At 42.0% G+C, this 25,973-nt stretch carries 24 protein-coding genes and 5 tRNA genes; 28 read left to right on the plus strand and 1 reads right to left on the minus strand.

The genetic code is table 11. From position 1 onward, the window contains the following. The first annotated feature begins 18 nt into the window (after positions 1–18). The 28 genes from AC0VYC_RS01030 to AC0VYC_RS01165 all read left to right on the plus strand — a co-directional run bounded on the left by AC0VYC_RS01030 (position 19) and on the right by AC0VYC_RS01165 (position 22,834). Positions 19–93: transfer RNA gene (locus AC0VYC_RS01030), tRNA-Glu, on the plus strand. A gap of 6 nt (positions 94–99) precedes the next feature. Then, positions 100–175, plus strand: a tRNA-Val gene (locus AC0VYC_RS01035). A 3-nt stretch (positions 176–178) separates the two neighbouring features. Beyond that, positions 179–251: transfer RNA gene (locus AC0VYC_RS01040), tRNA-Thr, on the plus strand. Between the two features lie 28 nt (positions 252–279). After that, a tRNA-Tyr gene (locus tag AC0VYC_RS01045) sits at positions 280–364 on the plus strand. A gap of 4 nt (positions 365–368) precedes the next feature. Beyond that, positions 369–440, plus strand: a tRNA-Gln gene (locus AC0VYC_RS01050). Positions 441–576: 136 nt separating this feature from the next. Next, positions 577–1,488 (plus strand): arginase, encoded by a 912-nt coding sequence (gene rocF / locus AC0VYC_RS01055; RefSeq protein ID WP_475389181.1) that lies wholly within the window; start codon positions 577–579, stop codon positions 1,486–1,488. Positions 1,489–1,673: 185 nt separating this feature from the next. Next, positions 1,674–2,237: an RNA polymerase sigma factor SigW gene (gene sigW / locus AC0VYC_RS01060; protein ID WP_007498553.1), complete on the plus strand. Its 564-nt coding sequence runs from the start codon at positions 1,674–1,676 to the stop codon at positions 2,235–2,237. A gap of 14 nt (positions 2,238–2,251) precedes the next feature. Continuing rightward, the gene (rsiW, locus tag AC0VYC_RS01065) at positions 2,252–2,878 is read left to right on the plus strand and encodes an anti-sigma-W factor RsiW (RefSeq protein ID WP_008344028.1); all 627 of its coding nucleotides are present in this window, start codon (positions 2,252–2,254) and stop codon (positions 2,876–2,878) included. Positions 2,879–3,081: 203 nt separating this feature from the next. Continuing rightward, positions 3,082–3,903, plus strand: a complete 822-nt coding sequence (cdaA, locus tag AC0VYC_RS01070; protein WP_008344027.1) for a diadenylate cyclase CdaA — start codon at positions 3,082–3,084, stop codon at positions 3,901–3,903. Continuing rightward, positions 3,896–5,302: a CdaR family protein gene (locus AC0VYC_RS01075; protein ID WP_335352685.1), complete on the plus strand. Its 1,407-nt coding sequence runs from the start codon at positions 3,896–3,898 to the stop codon at positions 5,300–5,302. The genes cdaA and AC0VYC_RS01075 overlap by 8 nt, the downstream gene beginning before the upstream one ends. 25 nt (positions 5,303–5,327) lie before the next feature. Further along, complete coding sequence (glmM, locus tag AC0VYC_RS01080) at positions 5,328–6,674, plus strand: phosphoglucosamine mutase (RefSeq protein ID WP_008360584.1); 1,347 nt, start codon at positions 5,328–5,330, stop codon at positions 6,672–6,674. A 579-nt stretch (positions 6,675–7,253) separates the two neighbouring features. Further along, positions 7,254–9,056: a glutamine--fructose-6-phosphate transaminase (isomerizing) gene (gene glmS, locus AC0VYC_RS01085; RefSeq protein WP_008360582.1), complete on the plus strand. Its 1,803-nt coding sequence runs from the start codon at positions 7,254–7,256 to the stop codon at positions 9,054–9,056. Positions 9,057–9,538: 482 nt separating this feature from the next. Then, complete coding sequence (locus AC0VYC_RS01090; RefSeq protein ID WP_475389183.1) at positions 9,539–9,895, plus strand: DUF2200 domain-containing protein; 357 nt, start codon at positions 9,539–9,541, stop codon at positions 9,893–9,895. 160 nt (positions 9,896–10,055) lie between these two features. Continuing rightward, entirely contained in the window at positions 10,056–10,247 is a 192-nt protein-coding gene (locus AC0VYC_RS01095; RefSeq protein ID WP_003217265.1) for a PLD nuclease N-terminal domain-containing protein, read from the plus strand. A 14-nt stretch (positions 10,248–10,261) separates the two neighbouring features. After that, on the plus strand, positions 10,262–11,179 hold the full coding sequence (locus tag AC0VYC_RS01100; protein ID WP_475389185.1) for an ABC transporter ATP-binding protein: 918 nt from the start codon (positions 10,262–10,264) through the stop codon (positions 11,177–11,179). Continuing rightward, positions 11,176–11,940 (plus strand): ABC transporter permease, encoded by a 765-nt coding sequence (locus AC0VYC_RS01105; protein WP_058336268.1) that lies wholly within the window; start codon positions 11,176–11,178, stop codon positions 11,938–11,940. The genes AC0VYC_RS01100 and AC0VYC_RS01105 overlap by 4 nt, the downstream gene beginning before the upstream one ends. Positions 11,941–12,095: 155 nt before the next feature. Continuing rightward, positions 12,096–12,815 carry an ABC transporter ATP-binding protein gene (locus AC0VYC_RS01110; protein WP_047946097.1) on the plus strand — a complete coding sequence of 240 codons (720 nt, stop codon included), beginning with the start codon at positions 12,096–12,098 and terminating at the stop codon, positions 12,813–12,815. Beyond that, positions 12,784–15,249 (plus strand): FtsX-like permease family protein, encoded by a 2,466-nt coding sequence (locus tag AC0VYC_RS01115; RefSeq protein ID WP_475389188.1) that lies wholly within the window; start codon positions 12,784–12,786, stop codon positions 15,247–15,249. Before AC0VYC_RS01110 ends, AC0VYC_RS01115 begins: the two co-directional genes overlap by 32 nt. A gap of 5 nt (positions 15,250–15,254) precedes the next feature. After that, complete coding sequence (locus tag AC0VYC_RS01120) at positions 15,255–15,767, plus strand: PadR family transcriptional regulator (RefSeq protein WP_041508142.1); 513 nt, start codon at positions 15,255–15,257, stop codon at positions 15,765–15,767. A 127-nt stretch (positions 15,768–15,894) separates the two neighbouring features. Beyond that, positions 15,895–16,293 (plus strand): RidA family protein, encoded by a 399-nt coding sequence (locus AC0VYC_RS01125; RefSeq protein WP_039169392.1) that lies wholly within the window; start codon positions 15,895–15,897, stop codon positions 16,291–16,293. 262 nt (positions 16,294–16,555) lie between these two features. Next, positions 16,556–16,723 (plus strand): sporulation killing factor, encoded by a 168-nt coding sequence (skfA, locus tag AC0VYC_RS01130; RefSeq protein ID WP_017366484.1) that lies wholly within the window; start codon positions 16,556–16,558, stop codon positions 16,721–16,723. Between the two features lie 64 nt (positions 16,724–16,787). Beyond that, entirely contained in the window at positions 16,788–18,023 is a 1,236-nt protein-coding gene (gene skfB, locus AC0VYC_RS01135; protein ID WP_138278025.1) for a sporulation killing factor system radical SAM maturase, read from the plus strand. Continuing rightward, complete coding sequence (locus AC0VYC_RS01140; protein ID WP_268360552.1) at positions 18,016–19,506, plus strand: CPBP family intramembrane glutamic endopeptidase; 1,491 nt, start codon at positions 18,016–18,018, stop codon at positions 19,504–19,506. The genes skfB and AC0VYC_RS01140 overlap by 8 nt, the downstream gene beginning before the upstream one ends. A gap of 17 nt (positions 19,507–19,523) precedes the next feature. Further along, positions 19,524–20,246: an ABC transporter ATP-binding protein gene (locus tag AC0VYC_RS01145; protein ID WP_475389192.1), complete on the plus strand. Its 723-nt coding sequence runs from the start codon at positions 19,524–19,526 to the stop codon at positions 20,244–20,246. Continuing rightward, positions 20,239–21,660 (plus strand): sporulation killing factor system integral membrane protein, encoded by a 1,422-nt coding sequence (skfF, locus tag AC0VYC_RS01150; protein ID WP_472594648.1) that lies wholly within the window; start codon positions 20,239–20,241, stop codon positions 21,658–21,660. The genes AC0VYC_RS01145 and skfF overlap by 8 nt, the downstream gene beginning before the upstream one ends. Before the next feature lie 18 nt (positions 21,661–21,678). Further along, positions 21,679–22,194 carry a HEAT repeat domain-containing protein gene (locus tag AC0VYC_RS01155; protein ID WP_024719127.1) on the plus strand — a complete coding sequence of 172 codons (516 nt, stop codon included), beginning with the start codon at positions 21,679–21,681 and terminating at the stop codon, positions 22,192–22,194. Continuing rightward, positions 22,194–22,613, plus strand: a complete 420-nt coding sequence (locus AC0VYC_RS01160; RefSeq protein ID WP_073415170.1) for a TlpA family protein disulfide reductase — start codon at positions 22,194–22,196, stop codon at positions 22,611–22,613. Before AC0VYC_RS01155 ends, AC0VYC_RS01160 begins: the two co-directional genes overlap by 1 nt. 23 nt (positions 22,614–22,636) lie before the next feature. Continuing rightward, the gene (locus AC0VYC_RS01165; RefSeq protein WP_073415172.1) at positions 22,637–22,834 is read left to right on the plus strand and encodes a hypothetical protein; all 198 of its coding nucleotides are present in this window, start codon (positions 22,637–22,639) and stop codon (positions 22,832–22,834) included. 119 nt (positions 22,835–22,953) lie between these two features. Here the strand turns inward: AC0VYC_RS01165 and AC0VYC_RS01170 are convergent, their stop codons facing one another. Then, complete coding sequence (locus tag AC0VYC_RS01170; RefSeq protein ID WP_475389195.1) at positions 22,954–25,956, minus strand: non-ribosomal peptide synthetase family protein; 3,003 nt, start codon at positions 25,954–25,956, stop codon at positions 22,954–22,956. Positions 25,957–25,973 lie beyond the last annotated feature (17 nt).

Genomic DNA, 25,973 nt, shown 5'->3' on the forward strand with positions numbered 1-25,973 from the left:
CAGTAAACTTGACAAACTGGCCCGTTGGTCAAGCGGTTAAGACACCGCCCTTTCACGGCGGTAACACGGGTTCGAATCCCGTACGGGTCACCATCATGTGGAGGATTAGCTCAGCTGGGAGAGCATCTGCCTTACAAGCAGAGGGTCGGCGGTTCGAGCCCGTCATCCTCCACCATATGCCGGTGTAGCTCAACTGGTAGAGCAACTGACTTGTAATCAGTAGGTTGGGGGTTCAAGTCCTCTTGCCGGCACTGTTTTTCTTTTATCAATTCCATATGTGGAGGGGTAGCGAAGTGGCTAAACGCGGCGGACTGTAAATCCGCTCCCTCCGGGTTCGGCGGTTCGAATCCGCCCCCCTCCACCATTTTTGGGCTATAGCCAAGCGGTAAGGCAACGGACTTTGACTCCGTCATGCGTTGGTTCGAATCCAGCTAGCCCAGTTAAGACACCTTTTTTAAAAAGGTGTCTTTTTTTATTTTGACGATTGGAATGTATAACTATTCAAAATATTGTTGAGTTGAGTCAGAAGGCACCGAGAAAGTAAAATATAAGCATGAACGGAAAGGGGATGTACATATGGGAGATCAAAAGAAGGTCACAATTGTCGGGGTGCCGATGGATCTCGGTCAAATGAGAAGGGGCGTCGATATGGGGCCGAGTGCCATTCGCTGTGCTGGTGTAAAAGAAAAATTGGAATCGCTTTCATTTGATGTCGAAGATCTAGGGGATATTCCTGTTGAGCAAAGAGATGATGAGAAAGGTCTCTATACAAGTGAAAAACTGAAAAACTTAACGGAGAATGCTGGCGCAAACCAGCTTCTTGCTGAAAAGGTTAGCGGTATTGTGCAGTCAGGTTCGTTTCCGCTGATTTTAGGCGGGGATCATAGCATTGCAATTGGTACACTAGCCGGTGTAGCCAAACATTATGAAAATTTGGGTGTCATTTGGTATGATGCGCACGGTGATTTAAATACAGAGGAAACTTCTCCTTCTGGAAATATTCATGGGATGCCGCTCGCTGTCAGTCTCGGCTTTGGGCATGCTGATCTAATCAATATTGGCGGTTATACACCTAAAGTAAAGTCTGAGAATGTGATCTTGATCGGTGCTCGTTCTTTAGATGAAGGAGAGCGGGCATTGATTAGAGAAAAAGGTATTAAAGTGTATACGATGCATGAAATAGATCGATTAGGGATGACGAGAGTGATGGAGGAAGCCATTGCGTATTTAAAAGAAAGAACAGATGGTGTTCATTTGTCGCTTGATTTAGACGGCCTTGATCCAGCGGAGTGCCCTGGCGTGGGAACGCCGGTTGTTGGCGGCATCAGTTATAGAGAGAGTCATCTTGCAATGGAGCTTTTAGAGGAAGCAGGGATTTTGACTTCTGCTGAGTTTGTTGAGGTGAATCCGGTATTAGATGAGAAAAATAAAACAGCAGAAGCGGCAGTTGCATTAATTGGTTCTTTAATGGGTGAAAAGCTATTATAGAGCGGGACTTGTTCCCGTTCTTTTTTTAATTTTGGGGAAATTTAAGGATATGTTAAGGTTTTTACCGGCTGATAAGCGTAACATGCTGTCAAAAATTTGTTACACTATTTTTTAGAGGAGAATGAAACCTTTTGGAACGAGGTTCGTATACATAAAGACCGGTGAAGGCAGAGGTTGAATATACTATGGAAACAATGATTAAAAAGAGAATTAAGCAAGTGAAAAAAGGCGACCAGAACGCATTTGCAGACATCGTAGACCTGTATAAAGACAAAATTTATCAGCTGTGCTATCGTATGCTTGGGAATGCACATGAAGCAGAAGATATTGCGCAGGAGGCGTTTATTCGTGCCTATGTGAATATTGAGAGCTTTGATGTGAATCGTAAGTTTTCCACGTGGCTGTACCGCATTGCAACCAACCTGACCATCGACCGTATTCGTAAAAAAAAGCCGGATTATTATTTAGATGCAGAGGTGGCAGGGACAGAAGGACTGAATATGTATTCTCAAATTGCGGCTGACGGCATTTTGCCAGAGGACGAGGTGGTGTCGCTTGAATTATCGAGCACCATTCAGCAAAAAATTTTAAGATTACCCGATAAATATCGCTCGGTCATCGTATTAAAGTATATTGATGAACTCTCGTTAAAAGAAATTAGTGAGATTCTGAATATACCAGTTGGTACGGTGAAAACGAGAATACACAGGGGTAGAGAGGCTCTCCGGAAACAGTTGAGAGACCTTTGAGTGAGGTGATTTTGATGAGCTGTCAGGAAAAAATCGTCCTGCTTATGCATCAGTATTTAGACGGGGACATTGAGCCCGAAGATGAAAAAGAATTAAAGAGCCATCTGCAATCGTGTGAGGAATGCCGTACTCATTTTCAACAAATTGAGAAATCCATCGCGCTCGTGCAGAGTACATCTCATATAGAAGCACCATCTGATTTTACTGCAAAGGTGATGGCAGGTCTTCCAAAGGAGAAAAAGCGTGTGTCGATTCAAAGATGGATCAAAGCTCATCCGCTAATGGTCGCCGCTGCCCTCTTTGTCATATTGATGGGAGGCAGTCTGTTTACTAGCTGGAATACGGATCATAATTTCAGTGTGTCAAAGCAGCCGAATCTCGTGGTTGAAAATGATACAGTGACGGTACCTAAAGGGGAAACCGTCAAAGGTGATGTCACTGTGAAAAATGGCAAGCTGATTGTAGAAGGCAAGGTTGATGGAAACGTAACAGTCGTCAATGGAGAACAGCTGACTGCTTCTGCCGGACAAGTCACTGGTCAAATCAATGAAATTAATGAAGTGTTTGATTGGGTTTGGTACAAAATGAAGTCTACAGCACAAGACGTGATGCGGGTCATTGGGCCAGAGGAGCAAAAGTAAATCAAACAGTTTGAGAGCAGTCTCTAAGGGACTGCTCTTTTTCTATTGATGGATAGACTTGAATGCCAGCCAGATATGGCAACTATTTTCCTTGCTGAAACAAAATGTGGTATAATAGCCACGCTATGTACTTACACATAGGCTCTTTTTTTATAAAAAATGAATCGAACGAAGAATAACTGAAAATTCTGGAGGACGAGGAAATGGCTTTAGGGGATATTCCTTTTTTGCAGTACCTCGGTAATGCTGTTGATATTCTCGTTGTTTGGTATGTGATATATAAATTAATGATGGTCATCCGCGGAACAAAAGCGGTTCAGCTTTTAAAGGGAATTGTCGTCATTGTTCTCGTCAGGATGGGAAGTGCGTATCTCGGTCTTAACACACTTCAATGGCTGATGGATCAAGCGATTACGTGGGGGTTCCTTGCGATCATTATTATTTTTCAGCCAGAGCTAAGGAGAGCGCTTGAGCAGCTTGGGCGCGGCCGTTTCTTCTCTAGAAGCGGAACACCTGTAGAGGAACAGCAGCAGAAAACGATCGAGGCAATTACAAAAGCAATTAACTATATGGCAAAACGAAGAATAGGCGCGCTGTTAACGATTGAGCGCGACACTGGAATGAATGATTACATAGAGACCGGAATTCCTTTAAATGCAAAGGTCAGTTCTGAGCTGCTGATTAATATCTTCATTCCGAATACACCGCTCCATGACGGCGCTGTGATTATGAAGCGTGATGAGATTGCAGCTGCGGCGTGTTATTTACCGCTGTCTGAAAGTCCTTTTATCTCTAAGGAGCTCGGTACACGTCACCGCGCGGCAGTTGGTATTAGTGAAGTAACGGACAGTTTAACCGTCATTGTCTCCGAGGAGACAGGCGGCATTAGTGTCGCAAGAAATGGTGATCTCCATCGAGAATTGACAGAAGAAGCGCTTGAAGAAATGCTGATTGCTGAGTTTAGTAAGAACAGCAAAGATGCTTCCTCGACCAAATGGTATTGGAGGGGCAAGAAAAATGGATAAGATTTTGAATAATCGCTGGGCCGTTAAGTTTCTTGCATTGGTCTTCGCTTTATTGCTGTATGGTGCAGTCAATTCAGCGCAAGCGCCCACGCCGAAAAAAATCGGTGAATCCTTTTTCCCAACATCGACAACAGACGAAGCAACCTTAACGGACATACCTGTTAAAGCATATTATGACGACGAAAAGTATGTAGTCACTGGTGTGCCGCAGACAGTCAATGTCACGATTAAAGGATCAACTAGTGCTGTGAAAACAGCAAGACAAACGAAAAATTTTGAAATTTACGCAAATATGCAAAACCTGACGACAGGTACACATAAAGTCGAATTGAAGGCAAGAGATGTATCGAAAGGAATTACATTAACGATTAATCCGTCTGTGACGACTGTGACGATACAAGAAAAAACGACAGCTGAATTCCCTGTTGAAACTGAATTTTATAATCAAAATAAAATTAAAGACGGCTATTCACCAGAGCAACCTATTGTGAATCCGAAAAATGTCACGGTTACTGGCTCAAAAGACGTGATCGACAAAATTTCTGTCATTAAAGCATTTGTGAACTTAGAGGATGTCGATCAGCAAATTGAGAAAGAAGCGAAACTCACTGTGTATGATAGCAGTGGGAATGAGCTGCCGGTCGAAGTGAGTCCGTCTGTGGTAGATATTACGGTCCCGATTACGAGTCCAAGCAAGAAAGTTCCGTTTAAGATTGAGCGGACGGGCAGCTTGCCAGATGGGATCAGTATCTCAAGCATCGAGACAAGCCCAAGTGAGGTTACAGTCTACGGTTCTCAAAAGGTGTTGGATGCACTTGATTTTATTGACGGCGTTAAGCTCGACCTAAGCAAGATTAAAGATGATACAGAGATTGATGCCGACATTCCACTGCCAGATGGTGTGAAAAAGGTATCGCCTGAAACTGTTAAAATCAAAGTGAAGGTTGCAACAGCTGAAGAAAAAAAGATCGATAATGTCCCAATTTCTGTCGTGGGTCTGAGTAAGGATCTTAGCTCTGCATTTGTGAGTCCGTCTTCTGGGCGTCTCACACTAACAGCAAAAGGATCAAAGAGTGCAATTGATAAACTAAAGGCTTCAGATATTGAAGCCTATATCAATGTCGGGGACTTAAACGAAGGAACACATGAGGTCAAAGTACAAGTGAATGGCCCTCAAAATGTGACGTGGACATTATCTAGATCGAAGGTCAAAGTGAAACTGACTTCTACTGATACAGAAGATCAGCCGGCTTCTACGAATGATCGGAAAGATCAATCATCCGATGATGATCAGGAAGAGAAGAGTCAAAAGGAATCAACACAAGATAAAGCAAAAAAAGAATCGAGTCAAAGACAGCGGGTCAAAGAAGATAATAAAGAGGACGCAGCGTCCTCTTGAATGGTAAAAAAGGAGCGATTGAAACATGGGCAAGTACTTTGGAACTGATGGTGTAAGGGGTGTGGCTAATAGCGAATTAACGCCAGAGCTCGCATTTAAAATTGGGAGATTTGGCGGCTATGTGCTCACGAAGGATAAAGAACGTCCAAAGGTACTCGTTGGACGAGACACGCGTGTATCTGGTCATATGTTAGAAGGAGCACTCGTAGCAGGCTTACTTTCAATTGGGGCTGAAGTCATGCGTTTAGGTGTGATCTCAACACCTGGTGTGTCTTATTTAACGAAGGCAATGGATGCAGAAGCAGGTGTCATGATTTCAGCTTCGCATAACCCAGTTCAAGACAACGGAATTAAATTTTTCGGCGGTGACGGTTTTAAACTGTCAGATGAACAGGAGAATGAAATCGAGCAGCTGATGGATCAGCCGGTCGATCAATTGCCACGCCCAGTTGGAGCGGACCTTGGAACAGTAAATGACTACTTTGAAGGCGGTCAGAAATACTTGCAATTCTTGAAACAGACAGCAGACGAGGATTTCACAGGTATTCACGTAGCGCTTGACTGTGCACATGGTGCAACATCTTCTCTTGCAACACATTTATTTGCAGATTTAGATGCAGATGTGTCAACAATGGGAACATCACCAAACGGATTGAATATCAACGATGGCGTAGGTTCTACTCATCCAGAAGCACTTTCTGCTTTTGTGAAAGAAAAAGGAGCGGATATTGGTCTTGCGTTTGATGGTGACGGCGACCGCTTAATTGCAGTCGATGAAAAAGGTGATATTGTAGACGGCGATCAAATTATGTACATATGCGCACGTTATCTAAAGGGTGAAGGCCGATTGAAGGATGACACGGTCGTGTCAACGGTCATGAGTAACCTTGGTTTCTATAAAGCGCTTGAGAAGCAAGGCATTAAGAGCATTCAAACCGCTGTTGGTGACCGCTATGTGGTCGAGGCGATGAAAAAGGATGGCTATAATGTCGGAGGCGAGCAGTCAGGCCACTTGATTTTCCTTGATTATAATACGACAGGTGACGGCATGCTTTCTGCGATCATGCTGGTGAATACACTAAAAGCAACAGGAAAAACATTATCAGAGCTTGCAGCTGAAATGGAGAAATTCCCGCAGCTTCTAGTGAATGTGAAGGTATCCGATAAGTATAAAGTGGAAGAAAATGAAAAAGTAAAAGCTGTGATCCAAGAGGTTGAAAAAGAGATGAACGGTGACGGACGTATCCTTGTGCGTCCATCAGGAACAGAGCCGCTTGTACGTGTCATGGCAGAGGCGAAAACAAAAGAGCTGTGTGATGAATACGTGGCTCGCATTACGGCTGTTGTCAAAGAAGAAATGGGTATTGAGTAATTGATGTAAAGCAAATCGCTAAGCAGCGGTTTGCTTTTTTTCGAATAAACGTCATAAGAGGAAAGTTCTATACGAATGATATAAGCGAGGGCAATTTGCTGCTTGCTTTCATACATAAGAGAGCACATCAAAGGTAGAACGTGACAAGCCTCATCGCATATAGTGTAGGGAGGTCTCACTTTCTAACATGAAAGGGATCACCCGCTAAATTGTGATTGACGGAGGTCAGACCTTATAGTACAATCATCCTTGTGTTACTGGATTTTTATTCTAGCAGGAAAGGCAGGGTAGATGTTCAGCCACTCTTATAATTATAGCGCCCGAACTAAGCGATCGAACGAGACAGATGCTTAGTTGACGAGGATGGAGGTTATCGAATTTTTCGGCGGATGCCTCCCGGCTGATCAAATATAGAGATCACAGCCGTAAGTGTTTCTTTAAAGCAAAGAGGTGACTCTTTGTACAAAGGGAATACACATGATCTCCCAAATTAAACATGTAGAGAGGGACGAAGAAATGTCCCTTCTATTTTAGTAGGCTTTCTTTGTCCCTTTCACATGATCGGGAGGAAGAATATTTATGTGTGGAATCGTAGGTTATATTGGTCAGAATGATGCGAAGGAAATCTTATTAAAAGGTTTAGAGAAGCTTGAGTACCGTGGGTATGACTCAGCAGGTATCGCTGTGGCAAACGAAGAAGGCGTGCATGTGTTCAAAGAAAAAGGACGTATCGCTGAGCTTCGTGAAGTCGTTGATGCAAACGTGGCATCTTCAGCAGGAATTGGACATACACGCTGGGCAACACACGGTGTACCAAGCCATCTAAATGCGCATCCGCATCAAAGTGCTTCTGGCCGTTTTACGCTTGTTCATAACGGTGTCATCGAGAACTATGTACAATTGACACGCGAATATTTACAAGACGTCACACTAAAAAGCGACACAGATACAGAGGTTGTTGTTCAAGTCATCGAACAATTTGTGAATAGAGGTCTTGATACAGAGGAAGCTTTCCGTCAAACGCTTCTTCAACTAAAAGGCTCTTACGCAATTGCCCTTTTCGATAACGAAAACAAAGAAACAATCTATGTGGCGAAAAACAAAAGCCCATTATTGGTTGGTTTCGGCGAAGATTTCAACGTTGTGGCTTCTGACGCAATGGCGATGCTTCAAGTAACAAACGAATATGCGGAATTAATGGATAAAGAAATGGTCATTGTCACAAAAGACGAGGTTATCATCAAAAACCTTGACGGTGATATCATGACACGTCCTTCTTATATCGCTGAGCTGGATGCAAGCGACATTGAGAAAGGCACATATCCTCACTACATGTTAAAAGAAACGGATGAGCAGCCGCTTGTTATGCGCAAAATCATCCAAGAATATCAAGACGAAAACGGCAAGTTGTCAGTCGCTGGCGATATCGCAAGCGCAGTAGCAGAAGCAGACCGCATTTACATCGTGGCTTGTGGAACGAGCTACCATGCTGGACTTGTTGGTAAACAATACATTGAAGACTGGGCGAAAGTACCTGTAGAAGTCCATGTAGCAAGTGAATTCTCTTACAACATGCCGCTTCTATCGAAAAAGCCATTGTTCATCTTCCTTTCTCAATCTGGAGAGACTGCGGACAGCCGTGCTGTACTTGTTCAAGTCAAAGAGCTTGGTCATAAAGCATTAACGATCACAAACGTACCAGGATCTACACTTTCTCGTGAAGCGGACTTCACATTGCTTCTTCATGCAGGACCAGAAATCGCAGTGGCTTCAACAAAAGCCTACACAGCACAAATCGCTGTTCTTGCGATCCTTGCATCCGTTGCAGCTGAATTAAATGGTCAATCTCTTGACTTTGATCTTGTGAAAGAGCTTGGAATTGTAGCAAACGCAATGGAAGCCCTTGTCGATCAAAAGGATGAAATGGAACAAATCGCTCGTGATTTCTTCACAGTGACACGTAACGCATTCTTTATCGGAAGAGGACTTGATTACTATGTGTGCCTTGAAGGTTCACTAAAATTAAAAGAGATCTCTTACATCCAAGCAGAAGGCTTTGCTGGCGGAGAACTCAAACACGGCACGATTGCTTTAATTGAAGAAGGCACACCGGTCATTGCCCTTGCAACGCAAGAGCACGTGAACCTCAGCATTCGCGGTAACGTCAAAGAAGTCGTTGCACGTGGTGCAAACCCATGTGTCATCTCACTAAAAGGCCTAGAAGACGAAGGCGACCGTTTCGTCCTTCCAGCTGTACACCCAGCACTTGCACCACTTGCATCTGTTGTCCCATTACAGCTAATCGCTTACTACGCAGCCCTTCACCGCGGGTGTGATGTGGATAAACCACGTAACCTTGCGAAGAGTGTGACGGTGGAGTAGGTTTTAAATAAAATCGGTTTTTTGATACCCCTTTTAGATATAATTGTCTAAAGGGGTATTTTTGTGTCAATAGAACTAGCAGTTGAAAGATCTAAGCTGAACTTTGATTGATAGATACTATTTCCATGTTGCTATTATGATAAATATTCTTAGGGGGAAATATTATTTTTATTCGATACGTAAAAAAAGAAAAATGGGGAATTGTTTTTTTCTTCATTGGTTATATTGCATTGTTTATCATTTCTTTTTGTTTAATTGGTGGTCCTGTCTCAAGTGGAGGACCAATAGGTGTATTCCTTGGATTTTGTATTGTTCAATTTCTTAAATATAGAGCTTTCAAGAAAGATGAAAGAAATAATAAAGGCATATATCATCGTTTATAAGTTGTATTTTTAACACATTATACTAAATACATAATGAGAGAGCGGCTCCTTGAGAAAGCATTATAGGTAAAATATATAACGAAGAAAGAGAGCAGACATATGACCAAACCTAAAATCTACACAATGAGTTTCGCAAAAGTCTATCCTCTCTACATCGCAAAGGCAGAGAGAAAAGGACGAACGAAGGCTGAGGTTGATACGATTATTTGTTGGTTAACGGGTTACAGTCTCGCAGAGTTACAGGAACAGTTGGACAAGCAGATAGACATTGAAACCTTCTTTGCTGACGCCCCTGAGCTCCATCCTTCCCGCAGCTTAATTAAAGGAGTCATCTGTGGTGTTAGAGTAGAGGACATTGAGGAAGAAACGATGAAAAATATTCGGTATCTAGATAAGTTGATTGATGAGTTAGCCAAGGGAAAGAAAATGGAAAAGATTTTGCGAGATTCGTCATGATCATCACAAGCAAGCCCAGTGAATAACCTTCACTGGGCTTTTTTATATTTATAGACCATTCGACCAATAAAAATAAAATCCATTTGAACGAATTCTCTCTTCATGTCGTCAAAAGAAGTAATACCAAAACAAATTAACGTTTGAAAAAGGAGTGGCGTGGATGGATATGAAGATGATTTTACCTCTTATTTTGCTGCAAGCGATTTTAATGGTGATTGGTTTGTTTGATTTGTTGAAAAGAGATCCATCGAGGATTAGGGGAGAGGTGAAGTGGGTTTGGGCTTTGGTGATTGTGTTTGTGGCGAGTGCTGGTCCTATTGCGTATTTCATTTTTGGTCGTAAACAATCTTAGTAGGGGGGATTCGCTTGAATATGTTGGAGTGTCACGGGCTGACGAAATCGTATGGGCGGCATGAAGTGTTAAAAGATGTCTCGTTTTCTGTTGGGGAGGTTGGATGTGTTGGTTTTTTAGGAGCCAATGGAGCGGGGAAGACAACGACGATCCGGATTTTGACGGGGCTTGCTCGTCCTACGTCTGGCGTTGTGAAGGTGGCAGGTTTTGATGTCACAAAGGACATGGATCAAATCAGTCAGGTGATTGGGTACTGTCCGCAGCATCCTGCATTTTATCAGGATATGACGGGGCAGGAATGGATGCATTGGGTTGGCGGATTATTTCATTTAGAGAAAAACATCATTCGTTCCAAAACAGAGGAGCTGTTGAAGCTTTGCCGTGTGTATGAGGCGAAGGATCGCGTTATTGGCAGCTATAGTGGAGGCATGAAGCAGAGACTTGCCATTGCGCAGGCATTGATCAACAGCCCGAAGGTCCTCATACTAGATGAACCAGTGTCGGCACTTGATCCCATGGGGAGAAAAGACGTCCTGACTTTGATTGAGCGTCTAAAGCATGAGATGCTGATCTTTATGTCGACCCATATTTTAGATGACATTGAAAGGGTGGCCGATCATATTATCATGATCAACAGCGGCAAAATTGAGATGTCCTCTTCGATGAAACAGCTCAAAGAAGACTATATCCAGCCCGTGATTGAATTTCAATTAGAACAACAGAATACGAAACTAGTGGCTTTGTTAAAAGAACGGGATTGGGTGGAGGAATGTATGGAAACAGGAGACGCTTATCAGGTGCGAGTCAACAATCAACAAACGGCATTGAAGGAACTGCCGGCTCTCATCACTGAAGCTGGCGGTGTTCTTCTCCAATATCGACTATCTAAGCTAACGCTTGAAGATATTTTCATGAAGGTTGTGACGGCATGATGATGTTGAAAAAGGAATTTAGGGAGTTATTCACTAGTTATAAAATGTTGTTTTTGCCGATCATTTTTACGATTTTAATGATCACACAGCCTATTACACTCAAAATGCTGCCAGATCTTTTGTCGAAATCAGCGAATTTACCTGAAGGGTCTACATTTTATATACCAGAGCCTAGTGCTGGAGAAGCTTTAGCCAGTGCATTGAGTAAATTTGATTCGCTCGGCGTGTTTATCCTGATTATGATCGTGATGGGGACGATTGCTGGAGAGCGTGCCTCTGGGGTGACGGCGATGATTATGGTGAAACCGATCAGTCGAATGAGTTATTATGCCTCAAAAATATGTGCCTATGCCTGTTTAACTTTGTTTAGTTTGATAGTGTCGGTGCTTGCTTCCGTATATTATGTGGACATTCAATTTGGGCATGTGGCTTGGGGCGATGTGTTAAAAGGAACGCTTTTGTATTATCCAAACCTACTGCTTATTGTGGTGTCGACCATTTGTGCATCGGCATTCTTTAAGCGCTCAGTGACTGCGGGCGGCGTTTCCCTTTTGATCAACCTCATCCTGTTTACCGTTCCTTCGTTTTATGAGGATACATTAGGGAAGTTTGCACCTAAAGGCGTCACAAGTGCGGCTGAGGAGATGATTCATAGAGGGACTTATTCAGATCAGGCACTTACTAGCTTTCTAGGTGTATCGGTATTGATTGGTTTCTTTTTTCTCATCGGATGGTTTCTTTTTAGAAAACAAGAATTGTAGCATGGTGTACCCTTTGGATATGAAAATCTAAAGGGTTTTTTATATATTTAGTAAGTAATAAATAAGATATAAATACATATTATCATGATTTAAATGTTGAAATAATATATACTTAGTATATAATTACTCCGTAAAGGGATGGGAGGAGTTTGCAGATGATTCAGATCAAGCATGTGAAGAAGGAATTTTTTCAAGGCCAGGAGCGGACTGAGGTGTTGAGGGGCGTTGATTTGACGGTAGAAGAAGGGGAGTTTGTAGCGGTGATGGGACCGAGTGGTTCTGGAAAAAGTACATTACTTCAGCTGTTAGGCGGGCTTGATCTGCCTACTGATGGAGAGATTTTGATAGATGAGCATCAGTTGAGTGAGATGAATGAGAAAGAGAGAACGATTTTTCGCAGAAAACAGATTGGGTTTGTGTTTCAAAATTATCAGCTGCTGCCTACGTTAACTGTCGAAGAAAATGTGGCGTTTCCGCTGCATGCAGATGGACGTTTAACAAAGGAGAATCAACAGACGGTTGTAGAGCTGTTAGAGGCTGTTGGCTTGAATGGACTTGGACGGAAACGGGCTAGTTTGCTGAGCGGCGGGCAGCAGCAGCGTGTAGCGATTGCAAGAGCTCTAGTCAATCAGCCGTCAGTGCTGTTAGCAGATGAGCCGACGGGGAACTTGGACCGACATAGAGCGGAGGATATTTTGGCGTTAATGTGCAAGTTCAATCGAGAAAGCAAGCAGACGATTATTATGGTGACGCATGATATTTTCGCAGCGGGGTTTGCGGATCGAATCATCCTTTTTAAAGACGGTGTTATTGATCAAGTGATTTCTAGAAAGGATGATGATTATGCTCAGTATGTGGCGAATTTCATGGCGTAACATGATTCAGCATAAAAAGAGGTTCGCCATTTCTGTCTTAGGCATCATGGTGGGGATCGCTTTTGTCACGTCAATGCTCATTGCCGATCGAACGACAAATGATGTGTTTCATTACTATGAGCAAATGTATGTCGCTGATGCAGATTATTGGGTGTTGAGTGATGATCATACATATGATGAGGAACAGATCTCCTCCATTTTAAAGCATCCTGATGTGACAGGATCATTATTAGCGCTGGATAAACAGACGTTTTTTGATGTAGAAGGTGATCACTCTCTTAACCAACGGGCGGTGCGAATTACCGGGGTGCAAGATCAAACGAGCTCTTTACTGAAGCTGCCTGTGATTGAAGGGCGTTTGGATAATCAGGGGTTGGTCATACCAGATGTTGTGGCAAAGCTGTTGAATAAAAAAGTGGGAGATACCATTCGTTTTTCTGATTTGGGCGAAGCGAAGGTATCTGCCATTGTGGAATATACACAGCTGCTTTCAAGTCCGAGTGACTGGAAGAGTGCAGAATCATCGAGCTTTCGTGTGATGGCGCCGCTTGATATATTGAGAGACTGGACGGGAATGGATGATCAGCTTTCTTATATGAGATTTCAGACAAATGAAGGCGGGGAACAGCTCTTTCAATCTTTACAGAAAGAGTTCAAGGATGCCGATGTTTTTGTCCAGCCTGTGGTGGCGGATGACCGGCAAAGTAATGACATTGGCGGGTTGTACACGTTCTTTTACCTCATCGCAGGTTTGTCGATGTTTATGAGCGGTTTTATCGTGTTTAATATGATTTATACGAGTGTGATGGAACGAAAAAAAGAATTTGCGATTATGAAGAGCTTCGGTTATACACAGGGCTCTGTTTCTAAGCTGATGTTGATTGAGGTTTTGATCTTGGCTTGTATTGGAACCGTCATTGGGGTACCGATTGGCGTTTGGCTTGGGGATGTGTTCATGCAAACACTGCTTGGTGTGTTTGCTTTTGATATGGTGTATTCGTTAGATTGGCAAGTGCCTGTTGTAATAGCAGTGATCGTTGGTATTGTGTTCCCTGTGCTGTTTTCGTTATTTCCGATCTATCATGCAGGGAAAACGTCTGTGCTGCTGACTTTAAAATCCACCACCCAAACTTCTGCACCGAAGAAACAATCGGTCATTAGAGCGGCGATAGGGGTAGGCTTGCTTTCATTCATATGGGTGGATCATCCGGCTGCTTATCTTGCCATTTTAGCCAGCATGGTTCTGTTATTCCCATTTTTCCTGCTCTTTTTGAACCGGTTGTTGGCGCCTCTTTTGAAGCTTGTTTTTGGCTATCCAGGTCATCTATCAGCGCAGCATGTCACGCAGCAACTGAATCGAAATGCTAATACGGCGGCGATTCTAGCTGTTGGGATTGCTGTGATCTTGCTTTTAAGTGCGGTCATTGAATCGGCTCCAAATGGCTACGAAAAAGAGATTCGTCAAACGTATGGAGGCGATCTCAGGGTTACTTCTGAAGCCCCATGGACGAAAGCGGATCAAGAAAAGCTGTCATCCTATGAGGCTGTTGAGCGGGTGGAACCGATGATGGAAGCGGCTCCTTTGACATGGGAAACGGCTGATGGAGAGAAAAGACAATTTTCTCTGATCGGCGTAGAGGAAAAGGGACCGTCTTTTATAGAAGATGACAATAAAGGCGATTTGTATCAACATTTAGCAGAAAAGCCCTCTATCGTGTTAGGAGAGCGTGCGTTTGATGAATGGGGTGGGCGTATTGGAGAGAGTGTGTATCTCAATGCACCTTCTGGCCGGCAGCAGTTACAAGTCATTGATGTGGTCAAGACTTCTCATCATTCGGGTTATGTGGCATTTGTCGATCAGACATTTTTACAAGAGAATTTAGGCTGGACGCAGCCTCTTGATATCCTCCTTACGTTAAAAGACAAAGGTGCCGGTGAGTCTTTACGAGATCAGCTATGGGAAGACTTTGGGCAGCGGCTTTCAAAGGTGAAAACAGTAGAGGATGAGATTGAATCAACGACATCGGCTTTAACTGGTATGAACGAGTTAATTTCTATGATGCTCATTTTCATTATGGGGCTCGCGAGCATTGGAACAGCCAATACACTGCTGATGAATACGCTTGAACGTACATCTGAGATTGGCACCATGCGGGCGCTTGGGCTGACAAAGCAGCAGGTGAGAAAAATGATCGTCGGAGAAGGTGTGCTCATTGGGTTATCAGGTGTGATTGGCGGCATTTTATTTGGTGTGATTCTTCTATATGTCTCAAGCCAATCTGATTGGCTCGGTGGATTTGTTTCATTTCAATTGCCGCTTGTGCATGTGCTGCTGGCAGTGATTGCAGGAATTGCACTCAGTTTAGCGGCTTCGTGGATTTCTAGTGCGACAGCGAGTAAAATAGAGATGATATCATCTCTCAAAGAAGGTTAAATCATATGTCAGTGAAATACGGAATTTTAACATCGCTCTGTCAGCAGCAACATCATGGATATGAATTAAAGCTAGAGCTGGAGTCATTGCTCGGAATAAAAGGAAAAATCAACCCGGGTCAAATCTACACGACGCTTGATCGGTTAATTCGTGATCAATTGGTGACAGCAGTGGGAATAGATGACCAAGATCGAAAGCTGTACGACGTGACGGAAGAAGGCAGACAAGAGCTGGAATCATGGCTGTTGGCGCCTGTTCCGTATCATGCTGTAAAGGATGATTTTCACTTTAAATGGGGCTGTGCACGGAAAATCAGATTTCATCAAGAAAAAGAAATGCTTCAGCAGCAGAAAGCCGTCATCATGAAAGATGTGATGGAACTCACGAAGCTGAAAACGGAATGTCTTGTGCAAGGTGATGAGAGTCGGTACTTATTGATTTCTGGCACGCTGCTTCATTTAGAGGCGGATTTGAATTGGATTCATCAAATTGAGCATCGGAGCGGAGCATCATTTTAGAGAGATCTTTCTTTTGAAGAAAGGTCTTTTTTTTTGGCTTCGTTTGGAGCATACGCAGATAGGATGGGAAGAAAGTTTGGTATGATAGGTGTAAATTGATTGTATTTTCAGAAAAGGGGTTTGATCAATGAAAACATCACGTAATCCTGAGACCATTCACGCACCAGTTGCACCGTACATCCATCAAATAGAGACAACAGGGCCGCAGCGTTGGTTAACCTTATCAGGACAAGTGGGGATGGAAGTCGATGGGACCATCCCAGCTAGCCCGATGGAACAGCTCGAGCTAGCGTTAGAGAATGTAAAACGCAATGTAGAAGCGGCAGATATGAAAGTGGAAGATATAACGAAGCTTGTGTTTTATTTGGTAGGTGAGTTTGATGCTGAGAGTAGAAAACGAATCATGGGTCAGTTTTTAGGAGACCACCTCCCTTGTATGACGATGATTTATGTGGTGGCTTTGGCTTCACCTGCTTTAAAGGTAGAGGTGGATGCTTGGGCTTGTCGGGATATGGATTCGGTTTAAGAGTTGGCTTAATGATTGTCTTGATGAGGTAGATAATGAAAAATTTTTGCATAAGGGAAGTATGGATAAAAGATTGGATTTTCATATCCAATCTTTTTTATATTTAGTTCTCTCTAATTTATTGATATAAATACCTTTTAAGTATTTTTTTAGAATATTTTACACAATTCCCCTTACTTCGACATTTTTCATATGGTAATATCAGGGTGCATAGAGATTGGGTCTATTGACACTATGCAAATTTCTAGAGGAGGTTTTACTTATGACAAGAAACCAAAAAGAATGGGAATCTGTGAGTAAAAAAAGCCTTAAGCGTCCAGGTGGTACTTCAATTGTTAAGGCAGCTGGATGTATGGGGTGCTGGGCCTCAAAGAGTATTGCAATGACACGAGTTTGTGCACTACCACATCCTGCAATGAGAGCTATTTAATGAATAACATAGGGAGTTAAGCATATATTGCTAGCTCCTTATTCTATAAAAGGGGTGTCTATTTATGTCAAGTAATCAACTAACAGAATACGATTTACCTGAACTAGCGATTCATTTGCAGCCTCATGGCGCAGTCATGATAGATAGAAAATCAATGTATTACTTTAGATTAAGTGGAAGAGGGGCTCAGCTTGCATTTTTATTATCTAAGAATAAAGACGTGAGCAAAACTGCTCGTATCTGGGAAATCGTTAAAAAGGAAAAGCTAACAGCTGATCAGTTGCGTGAAGAATTGAGTGCTCATCCTTTTACAGAAGCTTGGACACAGGGGTTATTGGATCAACCTATTCAATTTACAGGATCTTTACAGTCCTATTTGCCCATTAGCTGTACTCTCCAATTAACAAACGCTTGTAACTTAGGTTGTTCCTTTTGCTATGCTAGTTCCGGTAAGCCCTATCCTGAAGAGTTAACATGTTCCCAGTGGATTAATGTGATGCAAAAACTAGCTGCGCAAGGTGTGGCTGATGTGACTTTAACAGGGGGGGAAGCCAAGCTCATAAAGGGTTTCAAAGAAATTGTGATGGTTGCGAGTTCATTATTTACGAACGTAAATGTTTTTAGCAATGGCTTAAACTGGAGACAAGAAGAAGTGGAATTACTCAGTCATCTAGGAAATGTATCTGTACAAATTAGTATTGACGGTACGAGCGACACTCACAATTCCTTAAGGGGAAGAAAAGGTGCTTTTCAGGAAAGTATGGAAACCATCCAGCGGTTAACAGAAGTGAATGTTCCTGTAATTGTTGCAATGACCATCAATGAAATGAACGCTGATCAAGTAGCGGAGGTTGTTGATCATTGTGCAAAAGCAAATGCCTCTATTTTCCGTGCGGGTAAGACATTATCCGTAGGACGTGCTACAAAGAATTTTAAAGCGCTAGAAACTTCATTTGAACATCGTGTTCAAAGCCAGTTACAGCAGGCACGTTCTAAGTGGGGACACCATTTGAATATAATTGATTGGGAGCATGAAGAGAGTTCTTTTACAACTGATTTTTGTACACCGGGTTATTTGGCTTGGTATATAAGGGCAGACGGTTATGTGACACCTTGTCAATTAGAGGATATTCCTTTAGGTCATATTCTAACTGATTCTTTTTCTGATATTGGTTCACCAACACGTCTATTGAAATTGAAATGTGAAGCGAAAAACTGTAAATGTATAGGGAAAGTTGAACTATCCGAGCCAGATCTCCCCTTTGAAAATGAAAAGAGAGCAGGCATCACTCATGAATAGTATGACTTTTATTTTGTGGTCAGGTCTTGGAGTGATAGGGCTCTTCCTGTTTGCGAAGTATAGAGTGTCAACAATAGAATCAAACCTTTTAGATAAAATTGAGGCAAGAAAAGTTGGTATCGATTTTATTAGAGAGTTTGTGGGCATAGACGTGGAAGCTTGGGATGTATATTCAGTCTATTGGTATGATCATGAAACAGTGAATAAGTTACATCATTTAGGTTTACTTAAAAAAAATCGACATATACTTCATGAAATGGGATTGGTTGAGTCTTGGCGTGTTCGTTTTGTTCACCAAAACCAATCATTCGTGATAGGAGTAAACGCTAAACGGGAAGTGACCTTTTTTTATGCAGATGTAAGGCAAACTTCATTATCTAAAAAAGACGGTCAGATTTCACTAGAAGGTTTAAAAGATCAATTGACTTGTTCTTCAAAGGGATTATGGGCTAAGACAAAACCAACTGGTTCTGGTTCAAAAGAAGAGGATTTTCGTGAAATTAAAACATATTGGTATCTCGCTGAAAAGGAAGATATCCGACTTAAGGTAACAGTTGAAATGCAATCTGGTGTGATCACATATATCGGCACAGATACAGAGATTTTAACGGATCAGATGAATAAAGTAATAAGAGATGAACAAGTTGAGTCTACTTTTGGTCTCTCAGGTATGTTAGGATCAGCTGCTGCGATGATCATGGCTATATTAGTTTTAGTCTTAATGAATGTTCAAATTAACCTCACATTAAGTTTTATGCTGGGTTTCATGATTGTACTAGTGCAATCTCTCACAATTAAGGAGGATATACAGTTAACGATAGTAAATGCTTACGATGCTAGGATGAGTGTTCAAACTGTTAAATTACTTGGTATACTCTCTACTTTGTTTGCAGGATTATTGACAGGATTTGTAGTATTTATATGTTCATTGGCAGGAGGCGCTCTTGCGAATGAATTAGAAATAAAATTTTTAGATGAAATCGTTGGACAAACTTTTATTGGTCTTAGCGCTGGGTTAATTAGTCTAGGCATCACATCACTGGTCTTTTACCTGTTAGAGAGAATGAATAAATTACGTATTTCTCCGGAACTATCGAATAGAAGTATGTTTTTATCTGGATTTACTTTAAGACAAGGGCTTAATATGAGTCTACAAAGTTCTATTGGGGAAGAAGTAATATACCGACTCTTAATGATTTCTCTTATATTTTGGTTTAGTGGGAATGCGATATTGTCCATTTTAATATCATCTTTTTTATGGGCAATTATGCATCAGGTTACTGGTTATGATCCAAGATGGATTCGCTGGGCGCATCTTTTTATTTTTGGATGTTTTCTTGGTTTTCTTTTTATGCATTATGGATTTATTTGTGTACTGGCGGCACATTTTATTCACAATTTTGTGCTCGTTTGTATGCCCTTATGGCAATTTAAACTTCAAAGATATCTACATACCAAAAAGCCTCAGCATACATCACTCTAATAAAAGGGAGAGATTTGATGCCATTCATGGAGGTTCAGAATGTAAGCAAACGATATAGCAATGGTGATGGGATAGAGGGCCTTTCATTTTCCATTGAAGCAGGGGAGGTTGTGGCGCTGCTTGGGCCTAATGGTGCGGGGAAGACGACAACCATTCGATGTTTAACAGGTCTCTATCAACCTGATCAAGGGGAAATACTCATAGAGGGATTTCCTCCTGGTCATTCCCATGTCCAAAAACAAGTAGCTCTTATTCCAGATCAGCCATATTTGTACCCAGATTTAACGGTTGCTGAACATGTTCAATTCCGTGCGAGGGGCTATCATAAAGGTTTAAAACAGATCAAAGAAAAGGTATTTGAGGCGTTGAAAGAAGTACATATCGAAATGAAGATGAACGAATTGTGCGGAAGGCTTTCAAGAGGTCAAAAACAGCGTGTCGTCTTAGCAGGGGCCATTGTGCAAGATGCCTCCCTTTTTATTTTAGATGAGCCGACTGTTGGGTTAGACATCCCTTCGAAACAATGGCTGTCAGATTGGCTGATACAGAAGAGCCTTCAAGGTGGTTCGGTTCTTGTGTCCACTCATAGTCTAGAGTTTGTTCTTGATACGGCTAGTAGGGTGATATTGATTCGAGACGGTTCCATCATGAAAAGTATCGCTGTTCCTAAGCAGCAGGAAGAACAAATGAAGTGGCGGACAGAAGTCATTCAACTTCTAGGGGAGTGGTCTAGTGAATAACACGCTTTCCCTTTTATGGATGAAATCCCAAAGGCGCTTGATCAGTAAAAATCAAGAAAAGAAAATGCCCTTTCTGATCTTGCTACTTATGATGGCTGCCATCGGTTTTCAGCTGAGCGCAGTCTCAAGTATGGGCGATTGGAATGCAAGTACAGCTGGATGGATCATTGTCGTTTTATTTGTTCTTTATACTGGCTTTGGCTTGTTTTCGAATAGGCTGCCTAGTCAGATGAACGATATCATGTGGTTGTATGGAAGTGGTGCTTCCTTATGGACAGTTGTGATGAGTGTATGGGTATATCACATTTTTTGGCGATGTGCTCTTCTCATTGTTTCTGCTGTGATGGCTGATATCCTCCTTCTTTGTTTAACGCAGCAGTACTTTTTTCTACTTGGTAAATCACTCCTGTTAACAGCGCTGTTATGTATGATCGAAACATGGATGATTGCGGTATCTTGTGCAAGAACCATTCAAGTATATAAGCGAGTGCTCTTCATTGGTTTTATACTGATGTTTGGTTGTCTTTCATTGCTCACTTTGAATCAATTGATATTGAAACAGCCGTCAATAATGGAGATATCTGCTTCTTTGATGTATCAAGTCGGACGCATGATAGAGGAGTTTTCATTCATTTCTGTATTGATATTACTTGGAGTGATGATTTTATCTTTCATGATGATGTACAGGTCGAGTCATCGTATAGAGATGATGGAGTCGTTAGTCAAAGAGGCGGCATTTTGGGAGGAATTTGAGGGGAAGCAGGTTCATGCAAATCCAATAAGTTCAAAGAAAAGCAAGACGTGGTGGGGGCTTTCAACATTAACGGGCATCTGGGCTTTCCTTTGGCTAGAAATATTGATGATCAAAAAGTATGCTACCTTCCATCTGTTATCTACCATGCTGTTGATCGGTACTTACTATGTCGTCAGTTCTTATTTTTCAGATTGGTTGACTCTATTCTTTTTGGTCATTGGTGCATCTGTCCTGCTCAGTTCATATTACGCTGGGATTGTAAGACACGGGCAAACGGGATTGCTGTATCTTTTTCCGGGTGCTTTATATCAAAAAATTCTTCTATTGGAAGTGTTTCAAACCTTTTGGTTATATGGTGTCTACTTGATTTCTCTTATCTTGTTAGAGATTCATGATGTATTGTATTGGGCCATTTATGGGGTAGGGGTTTATATTTGGTTTTTGACCATACGGCTCTTTGCCTTTACGCAGCCTTTGAGACGAGAAGCGAGTCTTTCTTTGGGCATCTATTATCGATCATTGCTCATCGGATCTGTCATAAGTGCTGCGGTCATCATTGGGATTCATCTGTTCACTGATGGCTGGTTTACAACGATGACATGTGTATTTGCTGGATGTGTATGTTATGTGATGTGTTATCGATGCCGTGGGACTCATTAAAAAGAGGAGTTGATTGTCATGAAACCAGAAGATAAGCTATCCCAATCGGTTCAACGTTTAGTCAATACCAATGAAGTAACGATCGTTCAAGCCATGGGGGAGTTAAGGAAATCAGGAAAAGAGGCAGTGCCAGTGCTTGTTGAAGCCTTAAAAGAAGAGGGTTCTTTGCGGAATATTGCAGCAGCGGTTCTTGGTGAATTTGGAGCAGATGCAGGGGACGCAGCAGAAGCTCTTGCCAAACTGTTAGAAAGTGAAGAAGAGGAGACAAGAATGGCGGCTGCGATCTCACTCATGAGAATTGGTCAGCCTAGTTTGCCATTTCTTCTGCCTTTGGCAAAACGCTATAAGGGTCCTACTTGTTTTTGGGCGTCGTGGTGTATCTCTTGGATTGACCCATCAAAAATCGAAAAAAATATGTACGAGTGCCTAAAACAGGAACAAGAGAATCCATCAGGAAATGTGGCCCCTTTTGCCGCAGAAGAGGCACTAGGAAAAATCATCGCTTTTCAATTAAAAGAAAAGGGGGATGAGTAGTGGAAACGCAAATACTTAAATGGCCTGAGCACCTTCCTTGGATTCATTCTTCACATCAGCGGTGTTTACCTGAAGAGCATACTCAACTTCTTTATTTTTGGTCAGTTAACTGTCCGCATTGTGAACAATTAACCGATCACATTCTACATAGTGTGGATCAGTTGAGTATCCATTTAACCTGTGTCCATGTTCCATATACGGAAGAAGAAAAATCGATAGAGGTTGTTTCGAAATATGCGGAGGAAAAGAATCTCATTGCTCCCATTGTGTTGGATCAAGATTATGAGATTGTCACAAAATATAAAATTCAAGGGTTGCCAAGTTTTTGCCTCATAGATAAAGAGGGGCAATTAATTGATCGGAAAATGGGAGATACCGGCTGGGAAAAAATATTAAAAAAACTAGAAAAACGATCATAATTAGGGTTATGGAGGAGAGCGTTTTGTTTCAATCAAACCAAGAATTTAAAAAAACGGTGGTCTTTTATGCAGGTGTGGGAGCTGTTTTGCTGATTCTCATGCTGTTGAAATGGCTGCCGATTTCTGCAGACTGGGAGTTGCCGTTGATTTTGTTTGGATTGGGGATTTTGTTTTATGTGAAGCGTGTGCTTTTTAAAGAAGAAAAAGATCATAAGGCATAAGTTTTCTACCGAGGTGATCTAGAAAGGTACAGTTGATGAAAGGTAAGTAATAAAAGGTTGGATGTTGCATCCAACCTTTTATTACTTCCTGTATTGAGTTTAAAAACAAGGGAATGCTTTTATATTCTCAGAGCAGTGTTTGAATCAAATTTTAAAAATCCAATGTCCTCCATGTATTTGAAATAGCGTTTGATTAAATGATCGTCCATAGGGGGATAGGTCATTCCATGTGCTTGGAGAACCGTTTGAGTATTTGTTGAGTCAAAGTGCGCCATGTTTTCGTATAATTCCCAGACTGTTTTGTCTCGTTCTACCTTTTCAGTGAGCATTGGAAGAAATGGCGTAAGGGCGTTGTCTGCGTGTTGGTCGCTTGCTTGAATGAGAGCTTCTACCCAATCGTTATATGCTTTCTTTTCTAATGGATAGCCTATTTCTTCTGTGATTTTTTGAAAAAATTCACCTAATTCCATGCTTTCTTCTTGAGGTGGAACGAGGTGATAGGCTTTGCCGAAGTTGGCTGGATCCTTGCATATGGTTGTAATGGCTTTTGAAACAAAGTCGACGGGTACGAATTCTTTTCGTTGATTCGGTAGCTCACCGTAAGCCTTTAATTGGATGCATCCTTTGATTAGTCTCGCCATGTAATCCTCTGTATTATGAACGCCTGTTTGACTGTCGCCCATGATGAAGCCGGGGCGAAGGACTGTGATCGGCACGCCACGTTTTTTTGCTTCCCACATGATTTTTTCTGCCACCCATTTACTTTGAGAGTACCCAATGTCCTTTTCTACAATAGGAAGATAAGCATCGATGGATGTATCTTCAAAAAGAACGGTCGTGCCATCTAGATACCCGGCAGGTCCGAATATGGCAATGGTCGATAAGAAATGAACAGGCTTTACCTGTTCTGTGCAGGCGAGTTTGATGATATTTTCTGTGCCGGTGACATTTGTATCCTTGTGCATGTGATAGGGCTGAACGTAATTGACTTTTGCTCCATTATGATAGATGGCATCAATGGTTTGGGCGAGTTGTTGAAATTCCTCTGTTGAGAGTCCTAGTTGAGGCTTGTCCAAGTAACCTACAATCGGTTTTAGTTGTTTCAGATAATGTTCGTCCCATAGGTGATACTTCTCCATATTTACTTGTATTCTCTGTCTTGCGTGCTGTTTGTCCCTTGCTCTGATGACACAATAGATTTGGATGGAGGGATTCATTCGAACAAGCTCTTTAATGAGATAAGCGCCTAGAAAGCCGGTGGCTCCTGTTAATAACACGGCATTCTGCTTAAAGGATTTAGAATCGAATAGGTGCTTTGGCTGAATCTTTTCATCTAAAAATCCCTCTGATGTGAGCTGTTGTTTCGGCTCAGGTGTTTGATTTTGTAGCATAAGATGAACTTGTTGAATCGTAGGATGTTCATAAAGGGTGCTGGCAGGTAGTTCAACGTGTAATGTTTCCTGCATACGCATTAAGGTTTTGGCGGCAAGGATGGAGTTTCCTCCTAAGTCGAAGAAGTGATCGTTTGTGCCAATGGGCTCTACCTTTAATAGGTCTGTCCATATTTCACAGAGTGCTTCTTCGGTTTGATTAGTGGGTGCGACATATTCAGTTTGCAGTTTGGGTCTGTCGAAATGATGTCTTGGTAGTGCTTTTCGATCGACTTTTCCATTTGTGGTCGTAGGGAAGTTTGTCAATAGAACATAATGTGCAGGGCGCATGAAATCAGGGAATGTTTTCTTTGCATAAGTTTGAATGGTATATAGATCCCATGTCTTTTTGTTGGACGGAATGATGTATGCAATGATGCGTTTATCCCCAGGTATCACTTCTGTTGCTGTCACCAAACAGGATTTAACACTTGGGTGCTGAATCAACACATGCTCAATCTCGCTAAGCTCAATACGAAAGCCTCTAATTTTGACTTGGTCATCCTTTCTACCAATATATTCAATCAGCCCATCAGGTTGTTGTCGAACAAGATCCCCTGTTTTGTAATAGGTTCTTCCATTCCGTTCGATGAAACGTTCCTTTGTTAGGTTTTCTCTTCGCCAGTAGCCTAATGCTAGTCCATCTCCCGAAGTGATGAGTTCCCCTATTTGTCCTTGAGAGACAGATTCACCTTGTTCATTTGTGATGTCAATGATGGTTCCTGCTACAGGTCTGCCAATTGGTATACTGACGAGATCATCCCAGGTGTCTGGCAGTTGAAAAGTTGTTGTGAAGATTGTATTTTCTGTCGGGCCATAGCCATTAATGATGGTCGTATGTGGGAGCTCCTTTAATGCTTGATGAACGACTTGAGGAGACATGACATCTCCGCCAGAGACGATGTATTTAACTGATTTGATATCGTTCAGGTGTGACTCCATCATCAAGTTGAACAATCCAGTAGTTAAAAAAAGAATCGATACATCATAGTCTTTAATGGTTTGACTGACGAGTTCAGGAGTCAGTTTTCCAGAAGGAGGAATAGCGAGTGTCGCTCCATTTAATAAAGCGGACCATATTTCAAATGTAGAGGAATCAAAAGAGATGGTAGATAATAATGCTAAGGTATCAGAAGAATTAACGGGCAGAAAGGAAGGGTTATGCGTTAGGTGCATGATACATCTATGTGTAATGACAACACCTTTTGGTTTTCCTGTTGTGCCAGAGGTATACATGATATAAGCGGCATCAGAAGGTTTGACATCAAAAGACGGGTTTGACATTGATTGTGTAAGGATGAGATGTTTTTCTTTATCTAAGTAGATAGTAGGAATAGGCAAGGAGGTTAGGCTTTGAGTGACATGGGATGTTGTGAGTAAAAACGATAGTTCGGCATCTTCAATCATAAATTGAATACGTTCACTAGGGTAATTTATATCTATAGGCACATATACGGCTCCTATTTTGGTGATAGCGAGAATAGAGACAATCAATTGTGGTGATCTTTCTAAGGCTAGGCCAATATGAGAAGCTTTCGTTACGCCCATTTTGATAAGGTAATTGGCGAACTGGTTACTTTGTTTCTCAAGTTCAGCATATGTGATGTTCTGATGGTTGCACGCTAAAGCTGGATGATGCGGCGTGTGAGTGGCGTGGTGTCTCATGATATCACATAAATTTTGATCATTCATGATGATATTCCCCCTCT

It is taken from the genome of Bacillus sp. iso_77, from assembly GCF_056173625.1.